Source organism: Aminobacter sp. J41, assembly GCF_000526635.1.
Taxonomy (GTDB): domain Bacteria; phylum Pseudomonadota; class Alphaproteobacteria; order Rhizobiales; family Rhizobiaceae; genus Aerobium.
On record NZ_JAGL01000008.1, the window covers coordinates 16,953 to 39,680 of the forward strand.

General features: G+C 63.2%; 21 protein-coding genes. 5 read left to right on the forward strand and 16 right to left on the reverse strand.

Annotated elements, in window-relative coordinates; translation table 11 throughout:
- Positions 1–2: 2 nt before the first annotated feature.
- The 14 genes from L630_RS0107610 to L630_RS0107675 all read right to left on the reverse strand — a co-directional run bounded on the left by L630_RS0107610 (position 3) and on the right by L630_RS0107675 (position 13,306).
- On the reverse strand, positions 3–644 hold the full coding sequence (locus L630_RS0107610) for an SGNH/GDSL hydrolase family protein (RefSeq protein ID WP_024847670.1): 642 nt from the start codon (positions 642–644) through the stop codon (positions 3–5).
- Between the two features lie 26 nt (positions 645–670).
- Positions 671–1,216 carry an HdeD family acid-resistance protein gene (locus L630_RS0107615; protein ID WP_024847671.1) on the reverse strand — a complete coding sequence of 182 codons (546 nt, stop codon included), beginning with the start codon at positions 1,214–1,216 and terminating at the stop codon, positions 671–673.
- 43 nt (positions 1,217–1,259) lie between these two features.
- Positions 1,260–2,636, reverse strand: coding sequence for a pyruvate dehydrogenase complex dihydrolipoamide acetyltransferase (locus L630_RS0107620; protein ID WP_024847672.1), 1,377 nt, complete (start codon positions 2,634–2,636; stop codon positions 1,260–1,262).
- A gap of 13 nt (positions 2,637–2,649) precedes the next feature.
- Positions 2,650–4,068 carry a pyruvate dehydrogenase complex E1 component subunit beta gene (locus L630_RS0107625; protein WP_024847673.1) on the reverse strand — a complete coding sequence of 473 codons (1,419 nt, stop codon included), beginning with the start codon at positions 4,066–4,068 and terminating at the stop codon, positions 2,650–2,652.
- Between the two features lie 15 nt (positions 4,069–4,083).
- A complete protein-coding gene (gene pdhA / locus L630_RS0107630) occupies positions 4,084–5,130 on the reverse strand; it encodes a pyruvate dehydrogenase (acetyl-transferring) E1 component subunit alpha (protein ID WP_024847674.1) in 1,047 nt (348 codons plus the stop codon).
- Positions 5,131–5,306: 176 nt separating this feature from the next.
- A complete protein-coding gene (locus L630_RS21140; protein ID WP_034329650.1) occupies positions 5,307–5,615 on the reverse strand; it encodes a septum formation initiator family protein in 309 nt (102 codons plus the stop codon).
- A 115-nt stretch (positions 5,616–5,730) separates the two neighbouring features.
- The gene (gene eno / locus L630_RS0107640) at positions 5,731–7,005 is read right to left on the reverse strand and encodes a phosphopyruvate hydratase (protein ID WP_024847675.1); all 1,275 of its coding nucleotides are present in this window, start codon (positions 7,003–7,005) and stop codon (positions 5,731–5,733) included.
- Between the two features lie 120 nt (positions 7,006–7,125).
- Positions 7,126–7,491: a PRC-barrel domain-containing protein gene (locus L630_RS0107645; RefSeq protein ID WP_024847676.1), complete on the reverse strand. Its 366-nt coding sequence runs from the start codon at positions 7,489–7,491 to the stop codon at positions 7,126–7,128.
- A gap of 84 nt (positions 7,492–7,575) precedes the next feature.
- Positions 7,576–8,409, reverse strand: a complete 834-nt coding sequence (kdsA, locus tag L630_RS0107650) for a 3-deoxy-8-phosphooctulonate synthase (protein ID WP_024847677.1) — start codon at positions 8,407–8,409, stop codon at positions 7,576–7,578.
- Positions 8,406–9,245, reverse strand: coding sequence for a VOC family protein (locus L630_RS0107655; protein ID WP_034329653.1), 840 nt, complete (start codon positions 9,243–9,245; stop codon positions 8,406–8,408). The genes kdsA and L630_RS0107655 overlap by 4 nt, the downstream gene beginning before the upstream one ends.
- A 21-nt stretch (positions 9,246–9,266) precedes the next feature.
- Positions 9,267–9,869: an ABC-type transport auxiliary lipoprotein family protein gene (locus L630_RS0107660; protein ID WP_024847679.1), complete on the reverse strand. Its 603-nt coding sequence runs from the start codon at positions 9,867–9,869 to the stop codon at positions 9,267–9,269.
- 75 nt (positions 9,870–9,944) lie between these two features.
- Positions 9,945–11,318 (reverse strand): MlaD family protein, encoded by a 1,374-nt coding sequence (locus L630_RS0107665; RefSeq protein WP_024847680.1) that lies wholly within the window; start codon positions 11,316–11,318, stop codon positions 9,945–9,947.
- A 9-nt stretch (positions 11,319–11,327) separates the two neighbouring features.
- Positions 11,328–12,152, reverse strand: coding sequence for an ABC transporter ATP-binding protein (locus L630_RS0107670; protein WP_024847681.1), 825 nt, complete (start codon positions 12,150–12,152; stop codon positions 11,328–11,330).
- Positions 12,152–13,306 carry an ABC transporter permease gene (locus tag L630_RS0107675; RefSeq protein WP_245263678.1) on the reverse strand — a complete coding sequence of 385 codons (1,155 nt, stop codon included), beginning with the start codon at positions 13,304–13,306 and terminating at the stop codon, positions 12,152–12,154. Before L630_RS0107675 ends, L630_RS0107670 begins: the two co-directional genes overlap by 1 nt.
- Positions 13,307–13,417: 111 nt before the next feature.
- On the opposite strand from L630_RS0107675, the gene dgcA reads away from it, so the two are divergent.
- The 5 genes from dgcA to L630_RS0107700 all read left to right on the forward strand — a co-directional run bounded on the left by dgcA (position 13,418) and on the right by L630_RS0107700 (position 19,679).
- Positions 13,418–14,401, forward strand: a complete 984-nt coding sequence (dgcA, locus tag L630_RS0107680) for an N-acetyl-D-Glu racemase DgcA (protein ID WP_024847683.1) — start codon at positions 13,418–13,420, stop codon at positions 14,399–14,401.
- A 65-nt stretch (positions 14,402–14,466) separates the two neighbouring features.
- Entirely contained in the window at positions 14,467–15,246 is a 780-nt protein-coding gene (locus L630_RS0107685; RefSeq protein WP_024847684.1) for an SDR family oxidoreductase, read from the forward strand.
- Between the two features lie 37 nt (positions 15,247–15,283).
- Entirely contained in the window at positions 15,284–16,126 is an 843-nt protein-coding gene (locus L630_RS0107690; RefSeq protein WP_024847685.1) for a fumarylacetoacetate hydrolase family protein, read from the forward strand.
- Positions 16,127–16,220: 94 nt separating this feature from the next.
- A complete protein-coding gene (locus L630_RS0107695) occupies positions 16,221–18,509 on the forward strand; it encodes an NADP-dependent malic enzyme (RefSeq protein ID WP_024847686.1) in 2,289 nt (762 codons plus the stop codon).
- 168 nt (positions 18,510–18,677) lie between these two features.
- Positions 18,678–19,679, forward strand: coding sequence for a DUF2865 domain-containing protein (locus L630_RS0107700; protein WP_198019537.1), 1,002 nt, complete (start codon positions 18,678–18,680; stop codon positions 19,677–19,679).
- On the opposite strand, the gene gltX is transcribed toward L630_RS0107700, so the two are convergent.
- Positions 19,597–20,967 carry a glutamate--tRNA ligase gene (gene gltX, locus L630_RS0107705; protein WP_024847688.1) on the reverse strand — a complete coding sequence of 457 codons (1,371 nt, stop codon included), beginning with the start codon at positions 20,965–20,967 and terminating at the stop codon, positions 19,597–19,599. The genes L630_RS0107700 and gltX overlap by 83 nt on opposite strands.
- 43 nt (positions 20,968–21,010) lie before the next feature.
- Positions 21,011–22,690 carry an NAD+ synthase gene (locus tag L630_RS0107710; protein ID WP_024847689.1) on the reverse strand — a complete coding sequence of 560 codons (1,680 nt, stop codon included), beginning with the start codon at positions 22,688–22,690 and terminating at the stop codon, positions 21,011–21,013.
- Positions 22,691–22,728 lie beyond the last annotated feature (38 nt).

Consider the following 22,728-nt stretch of genomic DNA (forward strand, 5'->3'; position numbering starts at 1 on the left):
TTCTAAAGTCCTAGCATCACGCGCACGATCGGCTCGATGCCGCGGCCGATGGCACGTGTGTTTTCGGCGTCGAGATGGACGCCGTCGACGGGTGTTGTTCTTGCGACCGAGCCTGCATCGAAGAAGCCGCAACCGACTTCATCAGCGAGATCGGCATAAAGGCTCGCCAGAATCTGCGACTGCTCGACCCCGCCGGCGAACATCGCCGCATATTCGGGGTTGGCGGTTTCGCAAAGCGGCGGCGGAGCGACAATCAGGACGGCGGGCGGTTCTTCCGATCCGTCCCGCGTCGGGCTGGTCCTGACAATCTCCACCAGGCGACGCATTCCCTGCATGGCCGCAAGCGCCGTACCGGCAATCGCCGGTTTCATGTCGTTCGACCCGAGCATGATGATGACGAGGTCCAGCGGCGCGTGGGTGTAGAGTGACGTCGGCAGGATCCGCACGCCGTTGCGGTCGCACGCGGCCAGATGTTCATCGAAGCCGGTGGTGCGGCCGCGCAGGCCATCGGTGATCACCTCGACATCCGGCCCAAGCGCCTTCTGCAGCACGTTCGGCCAGCGGTCCTCGTAGGCGTGCCGGCCGCCGGTCTCGGCGTTGGAACCCCAGGTGATCGAGTCGCCGTAGCAAAGAATGGTCTTCATCGGTGTGTCTACCTGATCCGTTTCACTCAACGGAGATTACGCAGTCCGATAGCGGTGAAAAGGAACAGGACACCGTTCGAGATCAGTTCGATGCCGAGGAGGATGCCAAGAACCTGCGTCGCGGCAGAAAGGATGTCCGCGAGGATCATGATGCCCAGCACCAGCGACACGATGCCGGAAAGGAGCACCCAACCCCACCCCGTCAGCGGCCGCAGCGAGAAGGACAGCATGATCTTGACGATGCCCGTCACCAGGAAGAGCACGGCGACCAGGATAGTCAGCGAGATCATCCCCGCCAGCGGATCGAAGATCAGCGACAGGCCGACGGCCAGTGTCAGCAGGCCGAAGAGCAGCGCCCAGATGAAGCCGCCCCAGCCCTTGATCTGGAACGACTGGAACACCTGAAGCGCACCGAGGAAGGCAAACGCCCATCCGGCCATTAAGGTCGCGGTCAGTGTAGCCGCCAACGGATTGAGCAGCGCCAGAACGCCGCCGATCAGGGAGATGACGGCGAAAGCCGCCATCCATCCCCACGATTTCCTCAGGCCTGCCTCAATAGCTGTCATCGTCATCGAACCGTCCTCCACAGCAGGTGCCGGGCTCAGTGCCCGGCACTCAGACGAGCATCGAGAATGGCGCCTCCACGTAGCGCTTGAAAGCTGCGAGCAGCTCGGCACCAAGGGCACCGTCAACCGCGCGGTGGTCGGTCGACAGGGTCACCGACATCACGTTGGCGACGACGATCTGGCCATCCTTGACCACTGCCCGCTCCTCGCCCGCGCCAACGGCCAGAATGGTCGCGTGCGGCGGGTTGATGACGGCAGCAAAGTCCTTGATGCCGAACATACCGAGGTTGGACACGGCGGTGGTGCCGCCCTGGTACTCTTCCGGCTTCAGCTTGCGGGCACGGGCGCGCGCGGCAAGGTCCTTCATCTCATTGGAGATGGCGGACAGGGTCTTTTCCTCGGCCTTGCGGACGATCGGGGTGATCAGGCCGCCCGGGATCGACACCGCCACGCCGACGTCGGCATGCTTGTGCTTGAGCATGCCGCCCTCGGTCCACGATACGTTCGCATCCGGAACCGCCTTCAGCGCAAGCGCCATGGCCTTGATGACCATGTCGTTGACGGAGAGCTTGTAGGCCGGAACCTCGCCCTTCTCCGTCTTGATCATCGGAGCTGCGTCGTTGAGCTGCTTGCGCAGGGCGAGCAGCGCGTCGATCTCGCAGTCCAGCGTGAGGTAGAAGTGTGGAACGGTGCTCTTTGCCTCGACCAGACGGCGCGCGATGGTCTTGCGCATGCTGTCGTGCGGGATGACCTCGTAGGAGCCTTCCTCGAACAGCTTGAGGACGGCTTCGTCCGACATACCCTTCGGAGCCGCAGCAGGCGCAGCGGCCGGTGCTTCGCCCCCCCTGGCAGCCGGAGCGGCCTTGGTGACACCACCGGCAATCGCAGCCTCGACGTCAGCCTTCACGACACGGCCCTTCGGACCGGTGCCGGTGATAGCGGAAATGTCGACACCCGCATCCTTGGCGATGCGCCGAGCGAGCGGCGACGCAAAGGTGCGCTCGCCGGAAGCTGCCGGCGCCTGAGGAGCCGCGGGAGTCGGAGCAGCAGCAACCGGTGCCGGGGCAGCGGCAGGAGCAGATTCGTGCTTGGCCGGCTCGGCCTTGGGAGCCTCAGCCTTCGGAGCCTCTGCCTTGGGTGCGGGAGCCGCGGTTACGCCAGCAGCGGCGGCCGCCGCATCCTCGCCTTCTTCGGCGAGGATCGCGATCAGGGTGTTGACCTTGACGCCTTCGGTGCCGGCCGGAACGACGAGCTTGGCAACGATGCCCTCGTCAACCGCCTCGACTTCCATCGTGGCCTTGTCGGTCTCGATTTCAGCGATGACGTCGCCCGGAGCGACCTTGTCGCCTTCCTTGACCAGCCACTTCGCGAGGTTGCCCTCTTCCATCGTCGGCGAAAGCGCCGGCATCGTGATGTTAATCGCCATCGATCGCGCTCCCTCAGCGGTAAGTTACGGCTTTCACCGCATCGACAACCTCATCGACGCTCGGCAGCGCCAGCTTCTCGAGGTTGGCCGCGTACGGCATCGGCACGTCCTTGCCGGCAATGGTGATGACCGGTGCGTCGAGATAGTCGAAGATCTCGCGCTGGACGCGGTTGGCGATGAAGTCACCTACCGACGACTGCGGGAAACCTTCCTCGACGACGACGAGGCGGTTGGTCTTCTTCACCGATGCGAACACCGTGTCGAAGTCAAGCGGACGGATCGTGCGCAGGTCGATGATCTCGGCGTCGATGCCCATTGCCGCGAGTTCGGCTTCCGCCTTGACCGCGTAGGTCATGCCGATGCCGAACGAGACGATGGTGACGTCCTTGCCGGTCTTGTGGATGCGCGCCTTGCCGATCGGCAGCACGAAGTCATCCAGCTTCGGAACTTCGAAGCTCTGGCCGTAGAGGATTTCGTTCTCGAGGAAAATGACCGGGTTCGAATCGCGAATGGCCGCCTTCAGCAGGCCCTTGGCGTCGGCTGCCGTGTACGGCATCACGACCTTGAGGCCCGGAATGTGGCTGTACCAAGCGGCGTAGCACTGCGAGTGCTGGGCCGCGACGCGGGCAGCAGCACCGTTCGGGCCGCGGAAGACCATCGGCGCGCCCATCTGGCCGCCGGCCATGTAGAGCGTCTTCGCGGCCGAATTGACGATCTGGTCGATCGCCTGCATCGCGAAGTTGAAGGTCATGAACTCGACGATCGGGCGCAGGCCAGCCATAGCCGCACCGACGCCGATGCCGGCAAAGCCGTGCTCGGTGATCGGGGTATCGACGACGCGGCGCGGGCCGAACTCCTGCAGCAGGCCCTGGGTCACCTTGTAGGCGCCCTGGTACTCGGCAACCTCTTCACCCATGATGAAGACGTTCTCGTCGCGGCGCATTTCTTCCGCCATGGCGTCGCGCAGCGCTTCGCGGACGGTCATGGTGACCATCTCGGTGCCGGCAGGGATGTCCGGATCGGCGGCGACTTCGCTCTTCGGCGCGGCCGGAACGGTTGCAGCCTTGCTTGCGGTCGGCTCCTCTGCAGCCTCGCGTGCCTTGCCGCCGGCATCGTCCGCGGTCGCGGCCGGAGTATCGGCGTCAGCCTTGGCCGCAGGCGCGGCAGCGGGGAGGTCGTCCGCGCTCTCGCCTTCCTGAACGAGGACCGCGATCGGCGTGTTCACCTTGACGCCTTCGGTGCCTTCGGCGACCAGGATCTTGCCAAGGATACCTTCATCCACAGCCTCGACTTCCATCGTGGCCTTGTCGGTTTCGATCTCGGCAATGACGTCACCGGGAGCGACCTTGTCGCCCTCCTTCTTGACCCACTTGGCGAGATTGCCCTCTTCCATGGTCGGCGAGAGAGCGGGCATGAGAATTTCGATCGGCATAATCCGCCTCCCCCTTTAGAGCAGAATATCGGTGTAGAGCTCGGATGCATCCGGCTCTGGATCGGTCTGCGCGAAGTCGGCAGCGTCGGCGACGATGTCGCGGACTTCCTTGTCGATCGCCTTCAGATCGTCCTCGGTCGCCCACTTCTTCTGCAGCAGACGAGCCTTGACCTGCTCGATCGGGTCGTGCTCCGAGCGCATCTTCTGCACTTCGTCCTTCGAGCGGTACTTTGCCGGGTCGGACATCGAGTGACCGCGATAGCGGTAGGTCTGCATCTCGAGAATGATCGGCCCATTGCCGCTACGGCACCATTCAACAGCAAGGTCCGACGCAGCCTTCACGGCGCGAACGTCCATGCCATCCACCTGGATGCCCGGAATGCGGAACGAGACACCGCGCTGGGCAAAATTGGTCTCAGCCGACGAGCGGGTCACCGCGGTGCCCATGGCGTAGCGGTTATTCTCGATCACGTAGATGACGGGGAGCTTCCACAGCGAGGCCATGTTGAAGCTCTCGTAGACCTGACCCTGATTGGCTGCGCCGTCACCGAAGAAGGTCAGCGCAACGTTGTCGTTACCGCGATACTTGTTCGCAAACGCAAGGCCGGTACCGAGCGAGACCTGCGCACCGACGATGCCGTGACCACCGTAAAAGTTCTTCTCCTTGGAGAACATGTGCATGGAGCCGCCCTTGCCCTTGGAGTAGCCTCCACGGCGGCCCGTCAGTTCGGCCATGACGCCGCGCGGGGACATGTCCATCGCCAGCATGTGGCCGTGATCGCGGTAACCCGTGATCATCTGGTCGCCTTCTTTAATGGCCATGGCCATGCCGGTGACGACCGCTTCCTGTCCGATATAGAGGTGGCAGAAGCCACCGATGTAGCCCATACCGTAGAGCTGACCCGCCTTCTCTTCGAAGCGGCGGATCAAGAGCATGTCGCGGTAAGCCTTGAGCTCCTGCTCCTTGGAAAATTCAGCTGGGGCCGGAGTTCTCGGTGCCGGCGGGGTTTTCGAATCCGCCTTGGTTTTCTTGGCGGACGTTTTCCTGGCGGCTGTCGCCATGCTCTCGCTCCCTGTTCTTCACAGTGTCGTTTGGGAAGGCACGCCATCCCGATCGTGGCGAAAGCTAGCATGTGCAACGTTTGTCCGCCACGCAGAAAATGCATGGGTCACATGCGTACAAACATTTCTTTTTACACGTAAATCGGTTGATTAACCGCAATTCGGTTAATCACCGATCAGCGCAGAATGATGACCTCATCAGGCTGGGCGAGGTTCAGCGCACGGCGCGCATGCTCATCCAGCATGTCCTTCTCCATAAAGCCATCATGTAGGAGCTGGACGCGATTTTCCAGATGCATCCGCTCTTTCGTGATCTGGGCGAGATTCTGCTCAAGCTGCGCGACACGCTCCTCGAGCTGCATCTTGGCGTTCAGGCCATAGGTGCCGTGGAAGGCGTGGAAGCCGAAATAGGAGAAAACCACAGCGGCGATCGCCGGCACGATCAGGGCACCGGTGTTCCGCTTCTTGCGTTGACGTGTCCACATGGGGATTGGCGCGATACTCGAGAACAATGGCGCCATTTGATCCCAACATGCTTAAGGGGCGGTTACTTTCGCAACCGCCCCTTCAGATTCATCCGGATCAGAACTGAAGCGCCAGTCAGGCCTTCAGGATGCTGGTGCCGGCGTAGCGCGCCGCCTTGCCCAGTTCTTCCTCGATGCGGAGCAGCTGGTTGTACTTGGCGAGACGATCCGAACGAGCCAGCGAGCCGGTCTTGATCTGACCGCAGTTGGTCGCGACCGCGAGGTCGGCGATGGTCGAATCCTCGGTCTCGCCCGAGCGGTGCGACATGACGGCCGTGTAGGCCGCCTTGTGCGCGGTCTCGACGGCATCGAGCGTCTCCGTCAGGGTGCCGATCTGGTTGACCTTGACGAGGATCGAGTTGGCGACGCCCATGCGGATGCCGTCGCGCAGACGTTCGGAGTTGGTGACGAACAGGTCGTCGCCAACCAGCTGAACCTTCTTGCCGATCAGGTCGGTCAGGATCTTCCAGCCTTCCCAGTCGTCCTCTGCCATGCCGTCCTCGATCGAGATGATTGGATAGTCGGCGGTCAGCTTGGCGAGGTACCTGGCCTGGGCCTTCGAGTCGCGGGTCTTGCGCTCGCCCTCGTAGACGTAGTTGCCGTCCTTGAAGAACTCGGTTGAGGCGCAGTCGAGCGCGATGGCAACCTGCTCGCCGGGCTTGTAGCCAGCCTTCTCGATCGAGGCCATGACGAAGTCCAGCGCTGCCTGTGCGCTCTTGAGGTTCGGCGCAAAGCCGCCCTCATCACCGACATTGGTGTTGTGACCGGCGTCCTTCAGTCCCTTCTTGAGGGTGTGGAAGATTTCCGAACCCCAACGCAGCGCCTCGCGAAACGACTCAGCGCCGACCGGCATGATCATGAATTCCTGGAAGTCGATCGGGTTGTCAGCGTGCGCGCCGCCGTTGACGATATTCATCATCGGAACGGGGAGAATGTGTGCGCCGGCGCCGCCGACGTAGCGGTAGAGCGGCAGGTCCGCCGAGACCGCAGCCGCACGGGCGACGGCCAGCGAGACGCCCAGGATCGCGTTGGCGCCGAGGCGCGACTTGTTGGGCGTGCCGTCCAGCTCGATCATGGTGCGATCGATCTGGATCTGGTTTTCGGCGTCGAGGCCGCCAATGGCCTCAAAAATCTCGCCGTTGACGGCGTCGACAGCACCCTTCACACCCTTGCCGAGGTAGCGGGAGCCGCCGTCACGCAGCTCGACCGCCTCATGGGCGCCCGTCGAGGCGCCGGACGGCACCGCTGCGCGGCCCATGGAACCGTCTTCCAGCACCACATCCACTTCAACGGTCGGGTTGCCTCGGCTGTCGAGAATTTCGCGGCCGACGATATCAACGATTGCGGTCATCTGGGGTCCCCTTTGGCAAGGATTGCAAGGTGGGGCCGTCTTAGCGAATGGGAGCGCAAAGAAAAAGACCCGGCAACGGTCTGCCGGGTCTTTCTTGTGATGTCTGGCTACTGATATCGGCTACATCCAGTACGGGGGGACGTTGTAGTAGTTGTACGACGCCTCGCGGACTTTCTCGCCGTCGGAATTCGTCAGCTCGCTGATGTCGTAGACCGGTGCAGCCTCGAGCTGTTCGCGGGTGAACGAAACGACATAGCCGCCGCGGCTTGGATCGTAGTCGAGACTCGCCCACGGGACGGCGTGATACTTTTCGCCGATGCCGAGGAAGCCGCCAAAGCCGATCACGGCGAACATGATGCTGTTGGACAGCTTGTCCAGCATGACGTCTTCAATCGTACCGATATGGTTGCCTTCGGTGTTGTAGACATCGGTGCCGATGACGCGCGAAGCCTGGATCGCCTGAGTGTGACCTGATGCTGTAGCCATTCCGGTGCTCCTTTTGGAATCTTCTCACGCCCCTGTCCCTCATCAATCGGGCAGGGGCGAAGAAGTTCCCGGGCGCCGGGTGCGTCAGTTTTGTTTGGCGATGCGGTCGAAGGCCATCAGGCGCTCGAGCAGGCGCGGCATGTCCTTGAGCGCAACCATATTCGGTCCATCCGAAGGTGCGTTGTCGGGGTCCTGATGCGTCTCGATGAAGACGCCGGCAACGCCGACGGCCACGGCCGCGCTTGCCAGCGTCTGGACGAAGCGGCGCTCGCCACCCGACGAACCACCCTGCCCGCCGGGCTGCTGCACGGAATGGGTGGCGTCGAAGATAACCGGCGCACCGGTTTCCGCCATGATGGGCAGCGCGCGCATGTCGGACACCAGCGTATTGTACCCGAACGAGGCACCGCGCTCCGTCACCAGAACATTCGCGTTGCCGGAGCCGGTCACCTTGGCGACGACGTTCTTCATGTCCCAGGGCGCGAGGAATTGGCCCTTCTTGACGTTGACGATCTTGCCGGTCTTTGCCGCCGCGATGAGAAGGTCGGTCTGGCGCGAGAGAAATGCCGGGATCTGCAGGATGTCGACCACCTCGGCAACAATGTTGCACTGCTCCTCGGTGTGAACGTCGGTCAGCATCGGCAGTTCAAGGTCCTTGCGCAGGTCGGCGAAGACCGGCAGCGCTGCTTCAAGGCCGGCACCGCGCTTTCCAGAAAGCGAGGTGCGGTTCGCTTTGTCGAAAGAGGTCTTGTAGACGAGACCGATCCCCAGCGACGCACACATTTCCTTCAGCGCGCCGGCAATGTCGAACGCATGCTGTCGGCTTTCGAGCTGGCAGGGACCAGCGATCAGGGCCAGCGGCGCCGAGTTGGAGAAGACGACGTTGCCTGCGCGGACGGTCGAATTAGGGGAAGTCATGGCAATTCCTCGAATATGAAATCCACGCCCTGCCCGGGCGCAGCCGGAACCCTGATGGCTCCATCGCTCAGGTGCTCGTAGACGATACCGCGACCACTGAACATAGTTTTCGCGAACAAAATATTTGCGATGTGGAAAACAATCGCATCGAAACGGGTGGAACTCCCTTGCGTGTGCTCGCGAACCTGAATGGTACAACCGGCGAGCGGCACCGAAAGCTTGCCGCCCTCAGCGTCCACCTTGCTGCGGGCAGCCTTCGCCAGAAATTCCGCCAGTTCCCGCGCGCGGGGTGACATCATAATCACGGAGGCGATAGCCTTCGCACCGTTTTCGTGTTTTTCGAGCTGACTGCGGTCGATCTTCGGCGCCTTGCGACGCTCGCAGGCGAAGAAGTGCAAGTCAGGCGCTGCAGGAGTACCGGCAAAGGCCAGCAGGAAGGTGGCGATATCCGAACGGCCGCTGGCGTCCATTGACGGACGCGAAAACTCTACCATCGCACCGCCGGAGATACCGGCTTCCCGGAATTCTCGGTCGTCAGCTTCGGCATCCGTTGTGGCGAAGACCAGGCCGGAGAGCCCCTCGTCGCCCGCCGCAGCCCTGAAGCGCCGATCTGACTGAACAAAGTTGTTGCCGTCCGCGATGGCCTTATCGACAACCGCCCTGTCGCCAATTGCCAAAGGTTCGATGAAGGTGCCGTCAGCGAAGTAGATGCAGGCGTTGATCGTTCCGAATGGATGGTTGCCCTGCGGCGCGACGGTGAACCCCAGCGACGACAGCCGCTCTCGCGCCGTCGCCAACCTGGCAGTAGGCATCACAAGGTGGTCGAGCGCCCGCATGCCATTTCCCCTCGACAAAAATCAGATTGCGCCCTGCGTCCAGGCGATGATTTCGCGCGTGACCTCGGCAAACGCGCGGTCGAGCGCGGCGACATAGGCCTCGTTGCCGCTGCCGCCGAGAGGCGCCTCGGCAGCAAATGTGCGCTCGGCGCGTACGACACCATTGCGGTCGTTGAGCAGCTTGACATGCAGCCGCACCTCGGCGCGCGAACCGCCGTCGAGGCGGATGCTAAATGCCCTGACTTCCGTCACAAGCTGGTAGTCGATGGCGAGTCCCTCGCCCGGCTTGCCAACACCGCCGAAGCGCCCCGAGCCCTGTAGTGCCTCAACGAGCTTGGCCTGGACGAGCCGCGGCAGGCGATCAGCCCACTGCGCCCCCTTGAGATATTCCATTGTCCCTGCAGTCGGGCGGACGACGATGTTCTCGCTGTCGATCGTCTTGATCGCTGTCGGCTCGGCCACCAGCACCTGCACGCGGGATCGGCGCGGGCCAGCCGCATCCACAGTCACCGCATCGAGGTCGAATGTGTCGAGCGGCGCGGGGCCGCCGCCGGGAAACGCTGCGCAACCGGCGAGCATGAGGGCAGACGAAACAAGAAGAACCCGTCGACTGATACTGATCATCGTATTCTACTGTCCCCTTCGGTCGCCGGTGCGGATCGCGAGTGCGGCGATTTAAGTGCTGTAGCGCGCTTCAGGTCAACGGCGAGCCCGGCCGTCATACTGCCGAACCTCGCCTGCTCCACCGGAAAGAATCCGCTGCGGATTGCGCTCAAGATCGGTGATGGCCCGCTCGATGCGGGTGATGGATGTGCGTGCGTCGCGGACGAGGCCTTCGACTTCACGCAGGCCGGAACCTGAGAATCGGGCCAGGCCGTCGGTAATCGTGCCCATGCGGGCGTTGAGCGTGTCAGCCACCTGTCGGAACGCCTTCAGCGTCTCGCTGGCCTCGGTCATGATGCCGCCAGCCTCGTCGGAGCCGAGCAGGTTGTCGACCTTCTGCAGCACGCCATCGACACGCTCGGAAGCCTGCGCCAGCCTGGTCGCCAGCTGCCGCGCATCGGTAATGATAGCGTCGATGTCTTCGGTGCGGGCACTGACGGCCTCGGAGACACGATTGATGTCGTTGGCCGCGTGATTGATGCTGGTGCTCGCCTGCTCGAAATTGGTGAGCGCGGTACGCACCGTCGCCGGATCGACACTGTCGATGACGCTGTCCACCTTCGCGAGCGTTTCGCCTGCGGCGGTGGAGAAATCGGCAAACGAAGCAACGGCCGTCTCGACGTCCTTCATGATGCCATCGAGATTGGTCGTGGCATCATCGAGCCGCTTGGTGAATTTCTCGACGTTCTCGACGACCTGCGCCACCTGATTGCGATCAACCGCGCGGATCAGGTCTTCAGCGGCCGCCAGCGTCGAGTCGATGCGCTCGGAGGCGCCAGCCAGGGACTTCGAAAGTGTGGTCACGTTGGCAAGAAACTCATCGATGCCGTCGGCATTGCGGCTGAGGGCTGCCGAGAAATTTTCGACGTTGCGCAGTGTCTCGGTGATCGACGGGCGCGCATCGCCAGCAAGCTGCTCGAGCTCGGCCAGAACCGCGTCGGCGCGCTTGAAGATGTTTTGGGCGCTTTCGAGCAGGTTCGCTACGGCAGACGGATTGGCCGTTAGTTCGGCAATCGCCCCCTGCTCTTCCGCCAGTTCAAGCAGGTTCGGCTCGCTCGGGTTGCCGCCGCGCATTTCGATGTTTGCCTGGCCAGTGAGGCCCGCGAGGCCGACATCAGCCTGCGTTGACTGAGTGATCGGCGTCAGCCGGTCGACCACGGCGTCGGCGATCGCGACAGTCGGGTTGTTCACGTCGATGTAGACTCGGCTGACGTCGCCGACCTTGACGCCGTTGAACAACACCATGCTGCCGCGTGCGAGGCCAGAGGCGGAGCCGTGGATGCGAAAGCGCAGTGTCACCGTCTCGCCGCGATCGCCCGCGCCGGATGTCCAGTAGACGAAAGCGAAAGCCGCAAGAACGGCAACCAGCGTGAAGATGCCGACGATGACGTAGTTAGCGCGAGTTTCCATGCGCCCTTCCTAAGCTTTGTTCTTGCGCGCAGACAGGTCGATGTGCCTGGCTCGCTTGCCGCGGAAATAAGATTTCACCCAGGGGTCCTCGACGGTCATCATGTCCTCGATGGTGCCTTCCATCAGCACCTTCTTGCCGCCCAGCACGGCAATGCGGTCGCAGACGGAAAACAGGCTGTCGAGATCGTGGGTGACCATGTAGACCGTCAGCCCCATCGTGTCGCGCAGCTTCGCCACGAGATCATCGAAGTCAGCCGCGCCGATCGGGTCGAGGCCGGAGGTGGGCTCATCAAGGAAAACAAGGTCCGGATCGAGCGCGAGCGCCCGGGCGAGCGCGGCCCGCTTGATCATGCCGCCCGACAGTTCTGATGGGAATTTGTCGGCCGCGTCGCGCGGTAGGCCGACCAGCTCCAGCTTGAGGAGCGCCAGTTCATCCATCAGCGGCTTCGGCAGGTCGAGATACTCGCGCATCGGCACCTGGATGTTCTCCCGCACGGTTAGTGCCGAGAACAGCGCGCCGTGCTGGAACAGCACGCCGAGGCGCATGTCTATCTGCACCTTTTCCTCGTCGGAGATGGTGTCGAGGTCGTTGCCGAACAGCGTCACCGTACCGCCACGCTTCGGGGTAAGGCCCAGCACCGTGCGCAGCAGGACCGACTTGCCGGTACCGGATGCGCCGACAAAACCCAGAATTTCCCCGCGGTAAACATCGAGCGAAAGCTTGTCGAGTACCAGCTTCTCGCCAAAGCCGACGGTCACGTCGCGCACGGAGAGCACGATTTCCGGTGCCGCGTCAGCGTGGTTTGCCGGAGTGAGGAGAGCTGCCTGCGCCATCAGAAGTCGATCGCCACGTAGAACATTGCAAACAGGCCATCGAGCACGATGACGACGAAGATCGACTTCACCACGGAGGCGGTCACGTGCCTGCCAAGCGACTCCGCACTGCCGCCCACCTTCATGCCTTCGACAGAGGCGATGATGCCGATGATGAGGGCCATGAATGGCGCCTTGATCATCCCCGCAAAGATCGTGGAAAGGTCGACGCTCGCGCGCAGGCGGTCGATGAAGGCTTCCGGCGGAATGCCCGAATAGATATCGGCGACCAGCATTGCGCCACTCAGAGATGCCGCATTGGCAACGATGGTGAGGCACGGAACAGCGATCACCAGCGCGACCAGGCGCGGAAAGACGAGGACGCCGATCGGGTTCAGGCCAATGACCTTTAGCGCGTCGATCTCCTCGCGCATCTTCATAGAGCCAATTTCGGCGGTGATCGCACTGCCGGAGCGGCCTGCGATCATGATCGATGTCAGCAACACGCCGAGTTCACGCAAGGTCAGGATGCCGACGAGGTCGACAATGAAGATTTCCGCGCCGAACCAGCGCAGTTGGTAGGCACCCTGCTGCGCGACAATGGCGCCAACGATGGACGAGATCAGGACGACGACCGGAATCGCACCGACACCCATGCGGTCGATCTGGTTGAAGATGGCCGCCGGGTTTACCGCATGGCCGCGGCCGAGCTTCATCTGGGCGCCACGAATGGTCGAGCCGAGGATGTACATGCCGGCGACGAAGTCGTCGAAGGCAGCGACGGTCAGGCGGCCGAGCGTCTCAAGCCAGCGGATGACGATGAAGGGCTGTAGCCGGCGGGAAACTTCGGGGCCATCGTCCAGCGCTTCTCCTACAGCGTCGAGGAGAATCGAAGCTGAAGGACTGGCACCAACGATTTCTACTGGCGCGCCGGCACGGCGCTGTGAATCTGCCAGGCGCTGAATCAGCCAGGCCCCGGCGGTGTCGAGGCCCGTGACTCCGGTCACATCGAGAATCACCTCGCCACGAGGATGGCTTTGTTCCAGTTCGCGCGTGGGCGCGTCGACAAGATGCACGGAACGGGTGTTCCAGACGCCAGAAAGCGCCCAGATCGTACGCCCGCCCTCTTCGCTCACGGCAATCGACGGCCGTCGCGCATCTGCGACCTGGCTCATTGCGGTTGCGTCGCCTGCATCTTTCGTCAACATCGGTCCACTATTAGCGGCTCGTAAATCGCCTGTCACTTTGGCGATGGCCCGGGTGGACGACGTTGACGGGAGTTCTTCATGAAGCGTGACCTTTTTGTCAGAGCCGAGCGGTTTCCGCTCGCGGCAGCCTTTACCATCTCACGTGGCACGAAGACGGAAGCGGCGGTGCTGACCTGCACCATCCGCGACGGCGCAAACGCGGGTCATGGCGAGTGCGTTCCCTATGCCCGTTACGGCGAGACGCTGGAAAACGTCACCGAGCAGATCGAGGCGGCACGAAGCGCCATTGAGAACGGCGCATCACGCGAAGAGATCTTGTCGATCATGAAGCCGGGCGCCGCGCGAAACGCTGTCGACTGCGCGCTATGGGATCTCGAAGCGAAATCCGGGGCCGGCCCGGTCACGGAGCGAATCGGCGTTGCAACTGCGAAGCCGCTCATCACCGCCTACACGATCTCTCTCGGCGAACCGGAACAGATGGGTGCCGCGGCGCGCGAGAACGCACACCGGCCGGTGCTGAAGGTGAAGGTCGGCACCGAAGACGACGTCTCGCGAATTGCAGCGGTCGCAGAAGCAGCGTCGAACGCCCGCATCATCCTTGATGCCAACGAGGGTTGGACGGAAGACAATATCCGCAAGCATCTGCTCGCCGCTGCGCGCTATCGAGTGGCTGTCGTTGAGCAGCCGCTCCCAGCCGGCAGGGACGAGATCCTGCGCAACATCCCGCATCCCGTTCCGGTCTGCGCGGATGAGAGCGTCCACACTGTCGAAGGACTGGAGCAGTTGCTCGGCCTCTATGACGCCATCAATATCAAACTCGACAAGACCGGCGGCCTCACGGGGGCGCTGACGCTGCATCAGCGTGCCCGCGAACTTGGCTTCGGCATCATGGTCGGCTGCATGGTCGGCACGTCTCTGGCGATGGCGCCGGCTGTACTGCTAGCGCAGGATGCAGACTTCGTCGATCTCGACGGCCCGCTGCTCCTTGCAAAGGATCGCGAGGAGCCACTTACCTACGAAGGCTCGCTGGTTTATCCGCCCTCGCCTGCTCTGTGGGGCTGAACCGGCCTGCGGTTGTCTACGGCGCGGCAGGTCGCTAGCCTGCGCCCACACAAAGGGAGAATGCAATGGAACTTGGAATTCGTGGGAGGAAGGCCATCGTCTGTGCGTCAAGCCGCGGCCTCGGGTTGGGCTGCGCGACCGCACTGGCGGAGGCCGGATGCGATCTCGTCATGAACGGCCGTAACGCGGAAGTGCTGGCTGCGGCGGCAGCAAAGCTACGCTCGACCTACGGGGTCAACGTCACGGAAGTTCCGGGCGACGTCTCGGACCCGGCAGTGCGCGAGCAGCTGCTAGCGGCGGCGCCTGCAACCGACATTCTCGTCAACAACAACGGCGGCCCGCCCTTCCGCGATTTCCGGGAACTGACCCGCGAAGCCATGCTCGCAGGCGTAAACAACAACATGATCACGCCGATCGAGCTCATCAAGGCGGTTATCGACGGCATGACCGAACGCGGCTTTGGCCGCATCGTCAACATCACGTCCATGTCGGTCTACCAGCCGATCCCTGGTCTCGACCTGTCGTCCGGCGCACGCGCGGGCCTTACCGCTTTCCTTGCGGGCATCGCGCGTACGGTCGCCGACAAGAACGTGACCATCAATCACATCCTGCCGGGAAAATTCGATACTGACCGAATCCGCACCAGCATCGAGTTCTCCGCAAAGAAGGCCGGTACCACGGTCGAGGCTGAGGCTGAACGCCAGGCGAAGGACATCCCTGCCGGACGCCTCGGCACAGCCGAAGAATTCGGCAAGGTCTGCGCCTTCCTGTGCTCTGTGCATGCCGGCTACATCACCGGGCAGAGCATCCGGCTTGACGGCGGCCTGTTCAACAGCTCGTTCTGACAGCTGAACAAGTACAACAGAGTTTCGGAGGAAGACATTGAAACTTATCCGTTTTGGAGAGCGTGGGCAGGAGAAGCCCGGCCTGATTGGCGCTGACTGCAAGCTGCGCGACGCGTCCTCGCTGGTGAGCGACTATTCGCCAGAAACCATTGCGCAGGATCTCGCAGGCAAACTTGCGGGCGTCGACGCCTCCACGTTGCCGGAAGTCCCGGAAGGCGTTCGCCTCGGTTCGCCGGTCTCGCGCGTCGGCCACTTCATCGCCATCGGCCTTAACTACGCCGACCACGCCGCCGAGACCGGTTCGCCGATTCCGTCCGAGCCGATCGTCTTTTCCAAGGCGCCGAGCTGCCTGTCCGGGCCGAATGACGACGTGCTCCTGCCGAAGGGCTCCGAAAAACTCGATTGGGAAGTCGAGCTTGCAGTTGTGATCGGCAAACGGGCCGACAACGTGTCGGAAGCCGATGCGCTGTCGCACGTCCTCGGCTACGCGCTGTGCAACGACGTCTCCGAACGCGCATGGCAGGCCGAGCGCGGCGGGCAGTGGATCAAGGGCAAGAGCGCTCCAACCTTCGGCCCGCTTGGCCCATGGATTGCAACGCCGGACGAGATTGCCGACCCGCAGAATCTCGACATGTTCCTCGACGTGAACGGCGAGCGCTGCCAGACCGGCAACACGCGCACCATGATCTTCTCCGTCGCCCACATCATCTCGTACCTGTCGAGCTTCATGGTGCTTGAGCCGGGCGACGTCATCACCACCGGAACGCCTCCCGGCGTCGGCCTCGGCATGAAGCCGCAGAAGTTCCTGAAAGCCGGTGACGAAATGCGTCTCGGCATTGCCGGCCTTGGCGAGCAGCGCCAGAAGGTCGTTGCCCGATAGAGGCATCTCCGGGCGGCCAGGAGCCGCCCACCCTCGCCTTTAGGGGCGAACGTGATAGAACGCCGACTCGGCGATGAGCTGGGGCTATGAAGACATGAATATCGATAACACAACAAAATCCTCGGACCTCGAAGAAGGCGCGCTGTTCTATCATCGCTATCCCTCGCCCGGAAAACTGGAGATCCAGGCGACGAAGCCGCTGGGCAACCAGCGCGATCTGGCGCTTGCCTATTCGCCCGGCGTTGCTGCGCCCTGCCTTGCGATCCAGGACGATCCATCAGCGGCCGCGCTCTACACGTCGCGTTCAAACCTCGTTGCCGTCATTTCCAACGGCACGGCCGTGCTCGGTCTCGGCAATATCGGCGCGCTGGCTTCGAAGCCGGTTATGGAGGGCAAGGCTGTCCTCTTCAAGAAGTTCGCCGGCATCGACGTGTTCGACATCGAGATGAACACGCCCGACATCGACCAGATGGTTGAGACGGTCGCCGCGCTCGAGCCTACCTTCGGAGGCATCAATCTCGAGGATATCAAGGCGCCGGAATGCTTTGAGATCGAAGAGCGCCTGAAGGCGCGGATGAAAATCCCGGTCTTCCATGACGACCAGCATGGCACCGCGATCATTGTGGCCGCCGCCGTCATCAACGGTCTCGAGCTTGCCGGTAAGAAGATCGAGGAGGTGAAGATCGTCTCCTCGGGCGCTGGTGCCGCGGCGCTCGCCTGCCTCAACCTGCTCGTCTCTCTCGGTGCCAATCGCGACAACATCTGGGTCACCGACCGCCACGGCGTCGCCTATAAAGGCCGCGTCGAAGAGATGGACCGCTGGAAGGATCCGTACGTCAAGGACACCAACGCGCGCACGCTGGAAGACGTCATCGGCGGTGCCGACGTGTTCCTCGGTCTATCGGCCGCGGGCGTCCTCAAGCCCGAATACCTCCAGCACATGGGCGAAAAGCCGCTGATCCTGGCGCTCGCCAACCCAAATCCGGAGATCATGCCGGAGCTGGCGCGTGAGGCGCGTCCGGATGCCATGATCTGCACCGGGCGCTCCGACTACCCGAATCAGGTCAACAACGTCCTGTGCTTCCCCTACATCTTTCGCGGCGCCCTCGATGTGGGCGCAACCGCGATCAACGAGGAGATGAAGATGGCCGCCGTGCGCGCGATTGCAGCGCTGGCCCGCGAAGAGCCTTCGGAAGTCGCCGCTCGCGCCTATTCCGGCGAGACGCCGATCTTCGGCCCGGATTTCCTCATCCCCTCGCCGTTCGACCCGCGCCTCATCCTGCGTATCGCCCCGGCTGTGGCCCGGGCGGCCTGCGAAACGGGCGTCGCTACGCGTCCGATCGAGGATTGGGAAGCCTACACCGACCGCCTGACGCGCTTCGTATTCCGTTCGGGCCTGATCATGAAGCCGATCTTCTCGACTGCCCGAACGGCACGCAAGGATCGCGTGATCTATGCCGACGGCGAGGACGAGCGCGTGCTGCGCGCGGCCCAGGTTGTGCTGGAAGAAGGCATCGCACGCCCGACGCTGATTGGCCGTCCGAGCGTCATCGACATGCGTCTCAAGCGCTACGGCCTGAAGATCCGAGCCGGGAAGGACTTTGACGTCGTCAATCCGGAAGACGATCCGCGCTACCGCGACTATGTCGATCTGCTGATCCAGGTCGGTGGCCGCCGTGGTGTAACGCCGGAAGCGGCGCGCGCCATGGTGCGTACCAACAACACCGTCATCGCGGCGCTCGCCATGCTTCGTGACGAGGCAGATGCCATGATCTGCGGCCTCGAAGGGCGCTTCGAGCGCCACCTGCGCAATGTTGACCTCATTATCGGGCGCCGCGCGGGCGTTGGACGCCTGTCGGCCCTGTCGATGCTGATTGCGCAGCGCGGCATAACCTTCTACACCGACACCTATGTCGACATCGATCCGAGCGCGCGGCAGATCGCCGAAATGACGATCCTGGCGGCGGAGGAAATTCGCCGCTTCGGTATCGCCCCGAAGGCAGCGCTGCTCTCGCATTCCAACTTCGGCTCGCGCGAATCCAAGAGCGCGCTGAAGATGCAGGAAGCTGCAGCGCTGCTGCGCGAGCTGGCTCCGGACCTCGAAGCGGACGGTGAAATGCACGGTGACTCCGCCATCTCACCGGCGCTGCGCCAGAGGATCTACCCGCACTCGACGCTGACCGACGAGGCGAACCTGCTGGTATTCCCGAATCTCGACGCAGCGAACATCACGCTGACGACCGTGAAGGCAATGACGGACGCGCTGCACGTCGGTCCGATCCTGCTCGGCGCAGCACGCCCCGCGCACATTCTGACGCCGTCGGTGACCTCGCGTGGTGTGGTCAACATGACGGCGCTGGCCGTCGTCCAGGCAAGTTCCTAGCAAGAGCCTTCCGCCTGAACATACGCTTGCTTAACTGCCCCGTGCCATGCTTGCCGCATGGTGTGGGGTGGAAAGCTTGGCAGGTATGTCGGCCTGGCGCAGCGGATTGTTGCCGCTGCGGCCGTTTGCGTTGTGCTTCCGACCGTTTCGGCGGAGGCAAGCGCACGCATGTGCCGGCAGCTTGAGGCGCAGCTCGCCGCCCTGCCCAAGACCGGAAAGGCAGGCTCGACTTCGCAGATCCGCAAATACGACGCCGCGATTGCCCGCCAGCAGGAACAGATCCGCAAGGCTCGGGCGCAGCTGCAGCAGAACAGCTGCACGATCGGGCTGAGCGTCGTTAGCGGTGTTTGCGGCCAGGTGCGCGGCGCGCTGGCGCGCATGGAAAAGAATCTCGCCGACCTGCAGCGTATCCGCGCGAAACTCGGCAGCGGCGGCAGCCAGCAGGAGCGTAATCGCATCCTGCGAGCGCTGCAGTCGAACGACTGCCGTCCGGATACGACCCCGGTATCGGTTCCCAAGCAGTCAAAGGCACCGGCACGCGAACAGCAGGTGCCCGGACCGGCCCAGAGGAAACAGGCAGCCGTTGCGCCGCGCCGACCAAGGGGCAATCTGCGCACGATGTGCGTGCGCACCTGCGACGGTTACTATTTTCCGATTTCCTGGTCGGTCTCGGCCGAAGCCTTCAAACGCGACGAATATGTCTGCGCCAGTATGTGCCCCGGTGTCGAAACGGAGCTCTACTATCACCACGTGCCGCATGAAGAGACCGACCGGATGGTCTCGGCCAGGACGGGAATGCCGTACACGCAGATGCACTTTGCCTACCGATACAAGAACCCGGACGTGCGGCCGCCGCAGGGCTGCACCTGCTCCCCACAAGCCGCGGCCGCGGCAGCACGCGGCTACACGATCATCGGCGGAAGCTATGAAGCTAACGGCGTCACGTCCGAGCTAAAGGGTTCGGTGATGGAGTTCGGGCAGCCTGCCGTGGAACCTGAGCCAGAGGGCGAAGAAGTCGTCGAAGAGACGAGCTTTGGCGAGGAGGAGCCGGTCGAGTCGTCCGGCCCGCCACGTCGCGAGCGTCCAATCAGGGTCGTCGGGCCAGCGTTCCTTCCCGACCCAGAATCGGAAGAAGCTCAGCCAGCTCAGGACCACGGTCCAGCCCTGTAAGGGCAAGGCGCAGCGGCATAAACAGCTGCTTGCCCTTGCGGCCCGTCAGCTCCTTCAACCGGTCGGTCCAGATCTTCCAGGTCATGTTGTCCCACGGCTCGGCCGGCAGATTGTTGAAGGCCGTGGCGAGGAACGCCTTGTCCTGGTCCGAAAACACGACCTTCTCGGGTCCCTCCGTCACGATGCGCCACCAGGCAACGCAGTCGGACAGCCGCTCGATGTTACTGCGCACGGCCATCCAGAATGGCTCGGCCTTTGCGCCGGAAACGCCGAGAGCCGCGAGGCGCTCTTTTACCTCGGCAAAGGGCATTGCGTGCAGCAACGCCTTGTTGAGCGTCTGAAGCTCCGCCGGATCGAATTTTGAGGCCGACTTCGATGTAGCGGTCGGATCGAAACGCTCGGCAAGTTCCTCGAGCGAACGGACGGCCGTGACGGACTCGGACGAGCCAATCAGCACGGCAAGCGAAGCGACAGCCATCGGCTCGATGCCATCTTCGGCAAGGCTTCGAATCGAAAGCGCGCCGGAACGCTTCGACAGCCCCTCGCCGCTGGCCGTCGTGAGAAGATTGTGGTGACCGAACTGCGGCGGTAGCGCGCCGAGCGCGCGGAACAGCGCGATCTGCACACCGGTATTGGCGACGTGGTCGTCACCACGAATGACATGGGTGATGCCAAGTTCGATGTCGTCCACCACCGACGGCAGCGTGTAGGGATACGTCCCGTCCTCGCGCACCAGTACCGGGTCGGACATCGACGACAGGTCGACTGTCTGCGGCCCGCGCACAACATCGTCCCAGACAACCTCGGTACGCTGCGTCTCAAATGGGTTTTCCGCGAAGTTTGGGAGCAGGAAGCGCCAGTGCGGCTTGCGGCCCTCAGCCTCGTAGGCGGCCTTCTGCTCGTCCGTCAGCTTCAGCGCCTCGCGGCCATAGACCGGCGGCAGCTTGCGGGACAGGCGCAGGCGGCGCCGGCGCTCCAGCTCTTCCGCCGTTTCCCAGCAGGGATAGAGGAGCCCCGCTTCCTTCAGCCGCTTCACCGCCGCGTCGTAGGTGTCGAAGCGGGCGGACTGATGCGTGATGATGTCGGGGCGAATGCCCAGCCAGTGCAGATCCTTCTGGATCTGGTCGGCATATTCCTGCTTCGAACGCGCCGCGTCCGTATCGTCGAAGCGAAGGATGAAGCGGCCCTTGTGCTTCAGCGCGAACAGCCAATTGAACAGCGCCGTGCGGGCGTTGCCAATGTGTATGTGGCCGGTCGGCGACGGGGCGAAACGGACGGTTACGGTCATCTCTGGTACTTCTGTAGCGGAAGCGGCAGTGCCGCTCCCGGTGTCAGGTGCGGTCGCGGAACCGGTTGGTGATCGGGTAGCGGCGGTCGCGGCCAAAGTTTTTCTTGGTGATCTTCACGCCGGGAGCCGCCTGCCGGCGCTTGTACTCCGCAACGTACAACAGATGCTCGACGCGATGGACCAGCTCGCGGTCATGCCCGCGCGCGACGATGTCGTCGACCGCCATCTCGCCCTCGACGAGGCATTCGAGGATCTCGTCCAAAACCTCGTAGGGCGGCAGCGAATCCTGGTCCTTCTGGTCCGGGCGGAGTTCCGCTGAAGGCGGCTTGTCGATGATGTTCTGCGGGATGACGATGCCCGACGGCCCGAGGCCGCCCGCCGGCACGTTGGCATTGCGCCAGCGCGACAGGGCATAGACCTGCATCTTGTAGAGGTCCTTGATCGGGTTGAAGCCGCCGTTCATGTCGCCATAGAGCGTGGCGTAACCGACCGACATCTCGCTCTTGTTGCCGGTGGTGACGACCATCGAGCCGAACTTGTTGGAGATCGCCATCAGGATCGTGCCACGGGCACGGCTCTGCAGGTTCTCCTCGGTAATACCTTCCTCTGTCCCCTCGAAGGTCGCCGCAAGCGCCTTCATGAAGCCGTCGACTGGCTCGAAGATCGGCACGACGTCGTAGCGCACGCCGAGCGCCTTGGCACAGTCCTGCGCGTCCTTAAGAGAGGCGTCGGACGTGTAGCGATAGGGCATCATCACGCAGCGAACGCGGTCCGCGCCAAGCGCATCGACGGCGAGCGCTGCGCAAATCGATGAATCCAGACCGCCGGACAGGCCGAGCACGACGTCCTTGAACCGGTTTTTGTTGACGTAGTCGCGCAGGCCCAGCATGCAGGCGCGATAGTCCGCCTCTTCCGTTTCCGGCGTGCGGACAATGCGGCCCGGCACGCAGCGCCAGCCCTCGCCCGTCCGCTCCCAGCGCGTCAGTTCGCAGCCGGTCTCGAACTCGTCCATCTGGAAGGCGAGCGAATGATCCGCGTTGATGGCAAAGGACGCGCCGTCGAAAACCAGCTCGTCCTGTCCGCCCACCATGTTCGCGTAGAGCATCGGCAGGCCCGTCTCGATCACCTGGCGCAGGACGACCTGGTGGCGCACGTCGAGCTTGCCCCGGTAGTAGGGCGAGCCGTTCGGAACGAGCAGGATTTCCGCCCCGCTCTCTGCTAGCGTCTCGCAGACGCCGAGGTCACCCCAGATGTCCTCGCAGATCGGAAGGCCGATGCGCACGCCGCGGAAGTTGACCGGTCCCGGAACATCCGGTCCAGCCTGGAACACCCGCTTTTCGTCGAACTCGCCATAGTTCGGCAGGTCGATCTTGTAGCGCTCGGCGACCACCTTGCCGCCATCGAGCACCAGCACCGAATTGTGCAGCCCGCTCTTGCGGCGCAGCGGCGTGCCGATAATGACGCCCGGGCCACCATCTGCCGTGTCCGCAGCGAACTCCTCGACTGCACGCTCGCAGGCAAGCGCGAAGGCCGGCTTGATGACGAGGTCTTCCGGTGGATAGCCGGCGATGAAAAGCTCGGTGAACAGAACGAGGTCCGCCCCCTGTGCGGCCGCCTCGGCACGCGCCTTGCGGGCGAGAGCAAGATTGCCGGCGATGTCGCCGACAATCGGGTTCAACTGCGCTACGGCAATGGTCAGACTGTCAGGTGCACTCTTGGTCATGACCAAGCGTGTAGCGCGGCGCTGTCGGCGCGGCAATG

Coding starts and splice junctions, on each gene's coding strand:
- L630_RS0107610 (WP_024847670.1), bottom strand. CDS start 644: ATGAAGACCATTCTTTGCTACGGCGACTCGATCACCTGGGGTTCCAAC.
- L630_RS0107615 (WP_024847671.1), bottom strand. CDS start 1,216: ATGACGATGACAGCTATTGAGGCAGGCCTGAGGAAATCGTGGGGATGG.
- L630_RS0107620 (WP_024847672.1), bottom strand. CDS start 2,636: ATGGCGATTAACATCACGATGCCGGCGCTTTCGCCGACGATGGAAGAG.
- L630_RS0107625 (WP_024847673.1), bottom strand. CDS start 4,068: ATGCCGATCGAAATTCTCATGCCCGCTCTCTCGCCGACCATGGAAGAG.
- pdhA (WP_024847674.1), bottom strand. CDS start 5,130: ATGGCGACAGCCGCCAGGAAAACGTCCGCCAAGAAAACCAAGGCGGAT.
- L630_RS21140 (WP_034329650.1), bottom strand. CDS start 5,615: ATGTGGACACGTCAACGCAAGAAGCGGAACACCGGTGCCCTGATCGTG.
- eno (WP_024847675.1), bottom strand. CDS start 7,005: ATGACCGCAATCGTTGATATCGTCGGCCGCGAAATTCTCGACAGCCGA.
- L630_RS0107645 (WP_024847676.1), bottom strand. CDS start 7,491: ATGGCTACAGCATCAGGTCACACTCAGGCGATCCAGGCTTCGCGCGTC.
- kdsA (WP_024847677.1), bottom strand. CDS start 8,409: ATGACTTCCCCTAATTCGACCGTCCGCGCAGGCAACGTCGTCTTCTCC.
- L630_RS0107655 (WP_034329653.1), bottom strand. CDS start 9,245: ATGCGGGCGCTCGACCACCTTGTGATGCCTACTGCCAGGTTGGCGACG.
- L630_RS0107660 (WP_024847679.1), bottom strand. CDS start 9,869: ATGATCAGTATCAGTCGACGGGTTCTTCTTGTTTCGTCTGCCCTCATG.
- L630_RS0107665 (WP_024847680.1), bottom strand. CDS start 11,318: ATGGAAACTCGCGCTAACTACGTCATCGTCGGCATCTTCACGCTGGTT.
- L630_RS0107670 (WP_024847681.1), bottom strand. CDS start 12,152: ATGGCGCAGGCAGCTCTCCTCACTCCGGCAAACCACGCTGACGCGGCA.
- L630_RS0107675 (WP_245263678.1), bottom strand. CDS start 13,306: ATGAGCCAGGTCGCAGATGCGCGACGGCCGTCGATTGCCGTGAGCGAA.
- dgcA (WP_024847683.1), top strand. CDS start 13,418: ATGAAGCGTGACCTTTTTGTCAGAGCCGAGCGGTTTCCGCTCGCGGCA.
- L630_RS0107685 (WP_024847684.1), top strand. CDS start 14,467: ATGGAACTTGGAATTCGTGGGAGGAAGGCCATCGTCTGTGCGTCAAGC.
- L630_RS0107695 (WP_024847686.1), top strand. CDS start 16,221: ATGAATATCGATAACACAACAAAATCCTCGGACCTCGAAGAAGGCGCG.
- L630_RS0107700 (WP_198019537.1), top strand. CDS start 18,678: ATGTGCCGGCAGCTTGAGGCGCAGCTCGCCGCCCTGCCCAAGACCGGA.
- gltX (WP_024847688.1), bottom strand. CDS start 20,967: ATGACCGTAACCGTCCGTTTCGCCCCGTCGCCGACCGGCCACATACAC.
- L630_RS0107710 (WP_024847689.1), bottom strand. CDS start 22,690: ATGACCAAGAGTGCACCTGACAGTCTGACCATTGCCGTAGCGCAGTTG.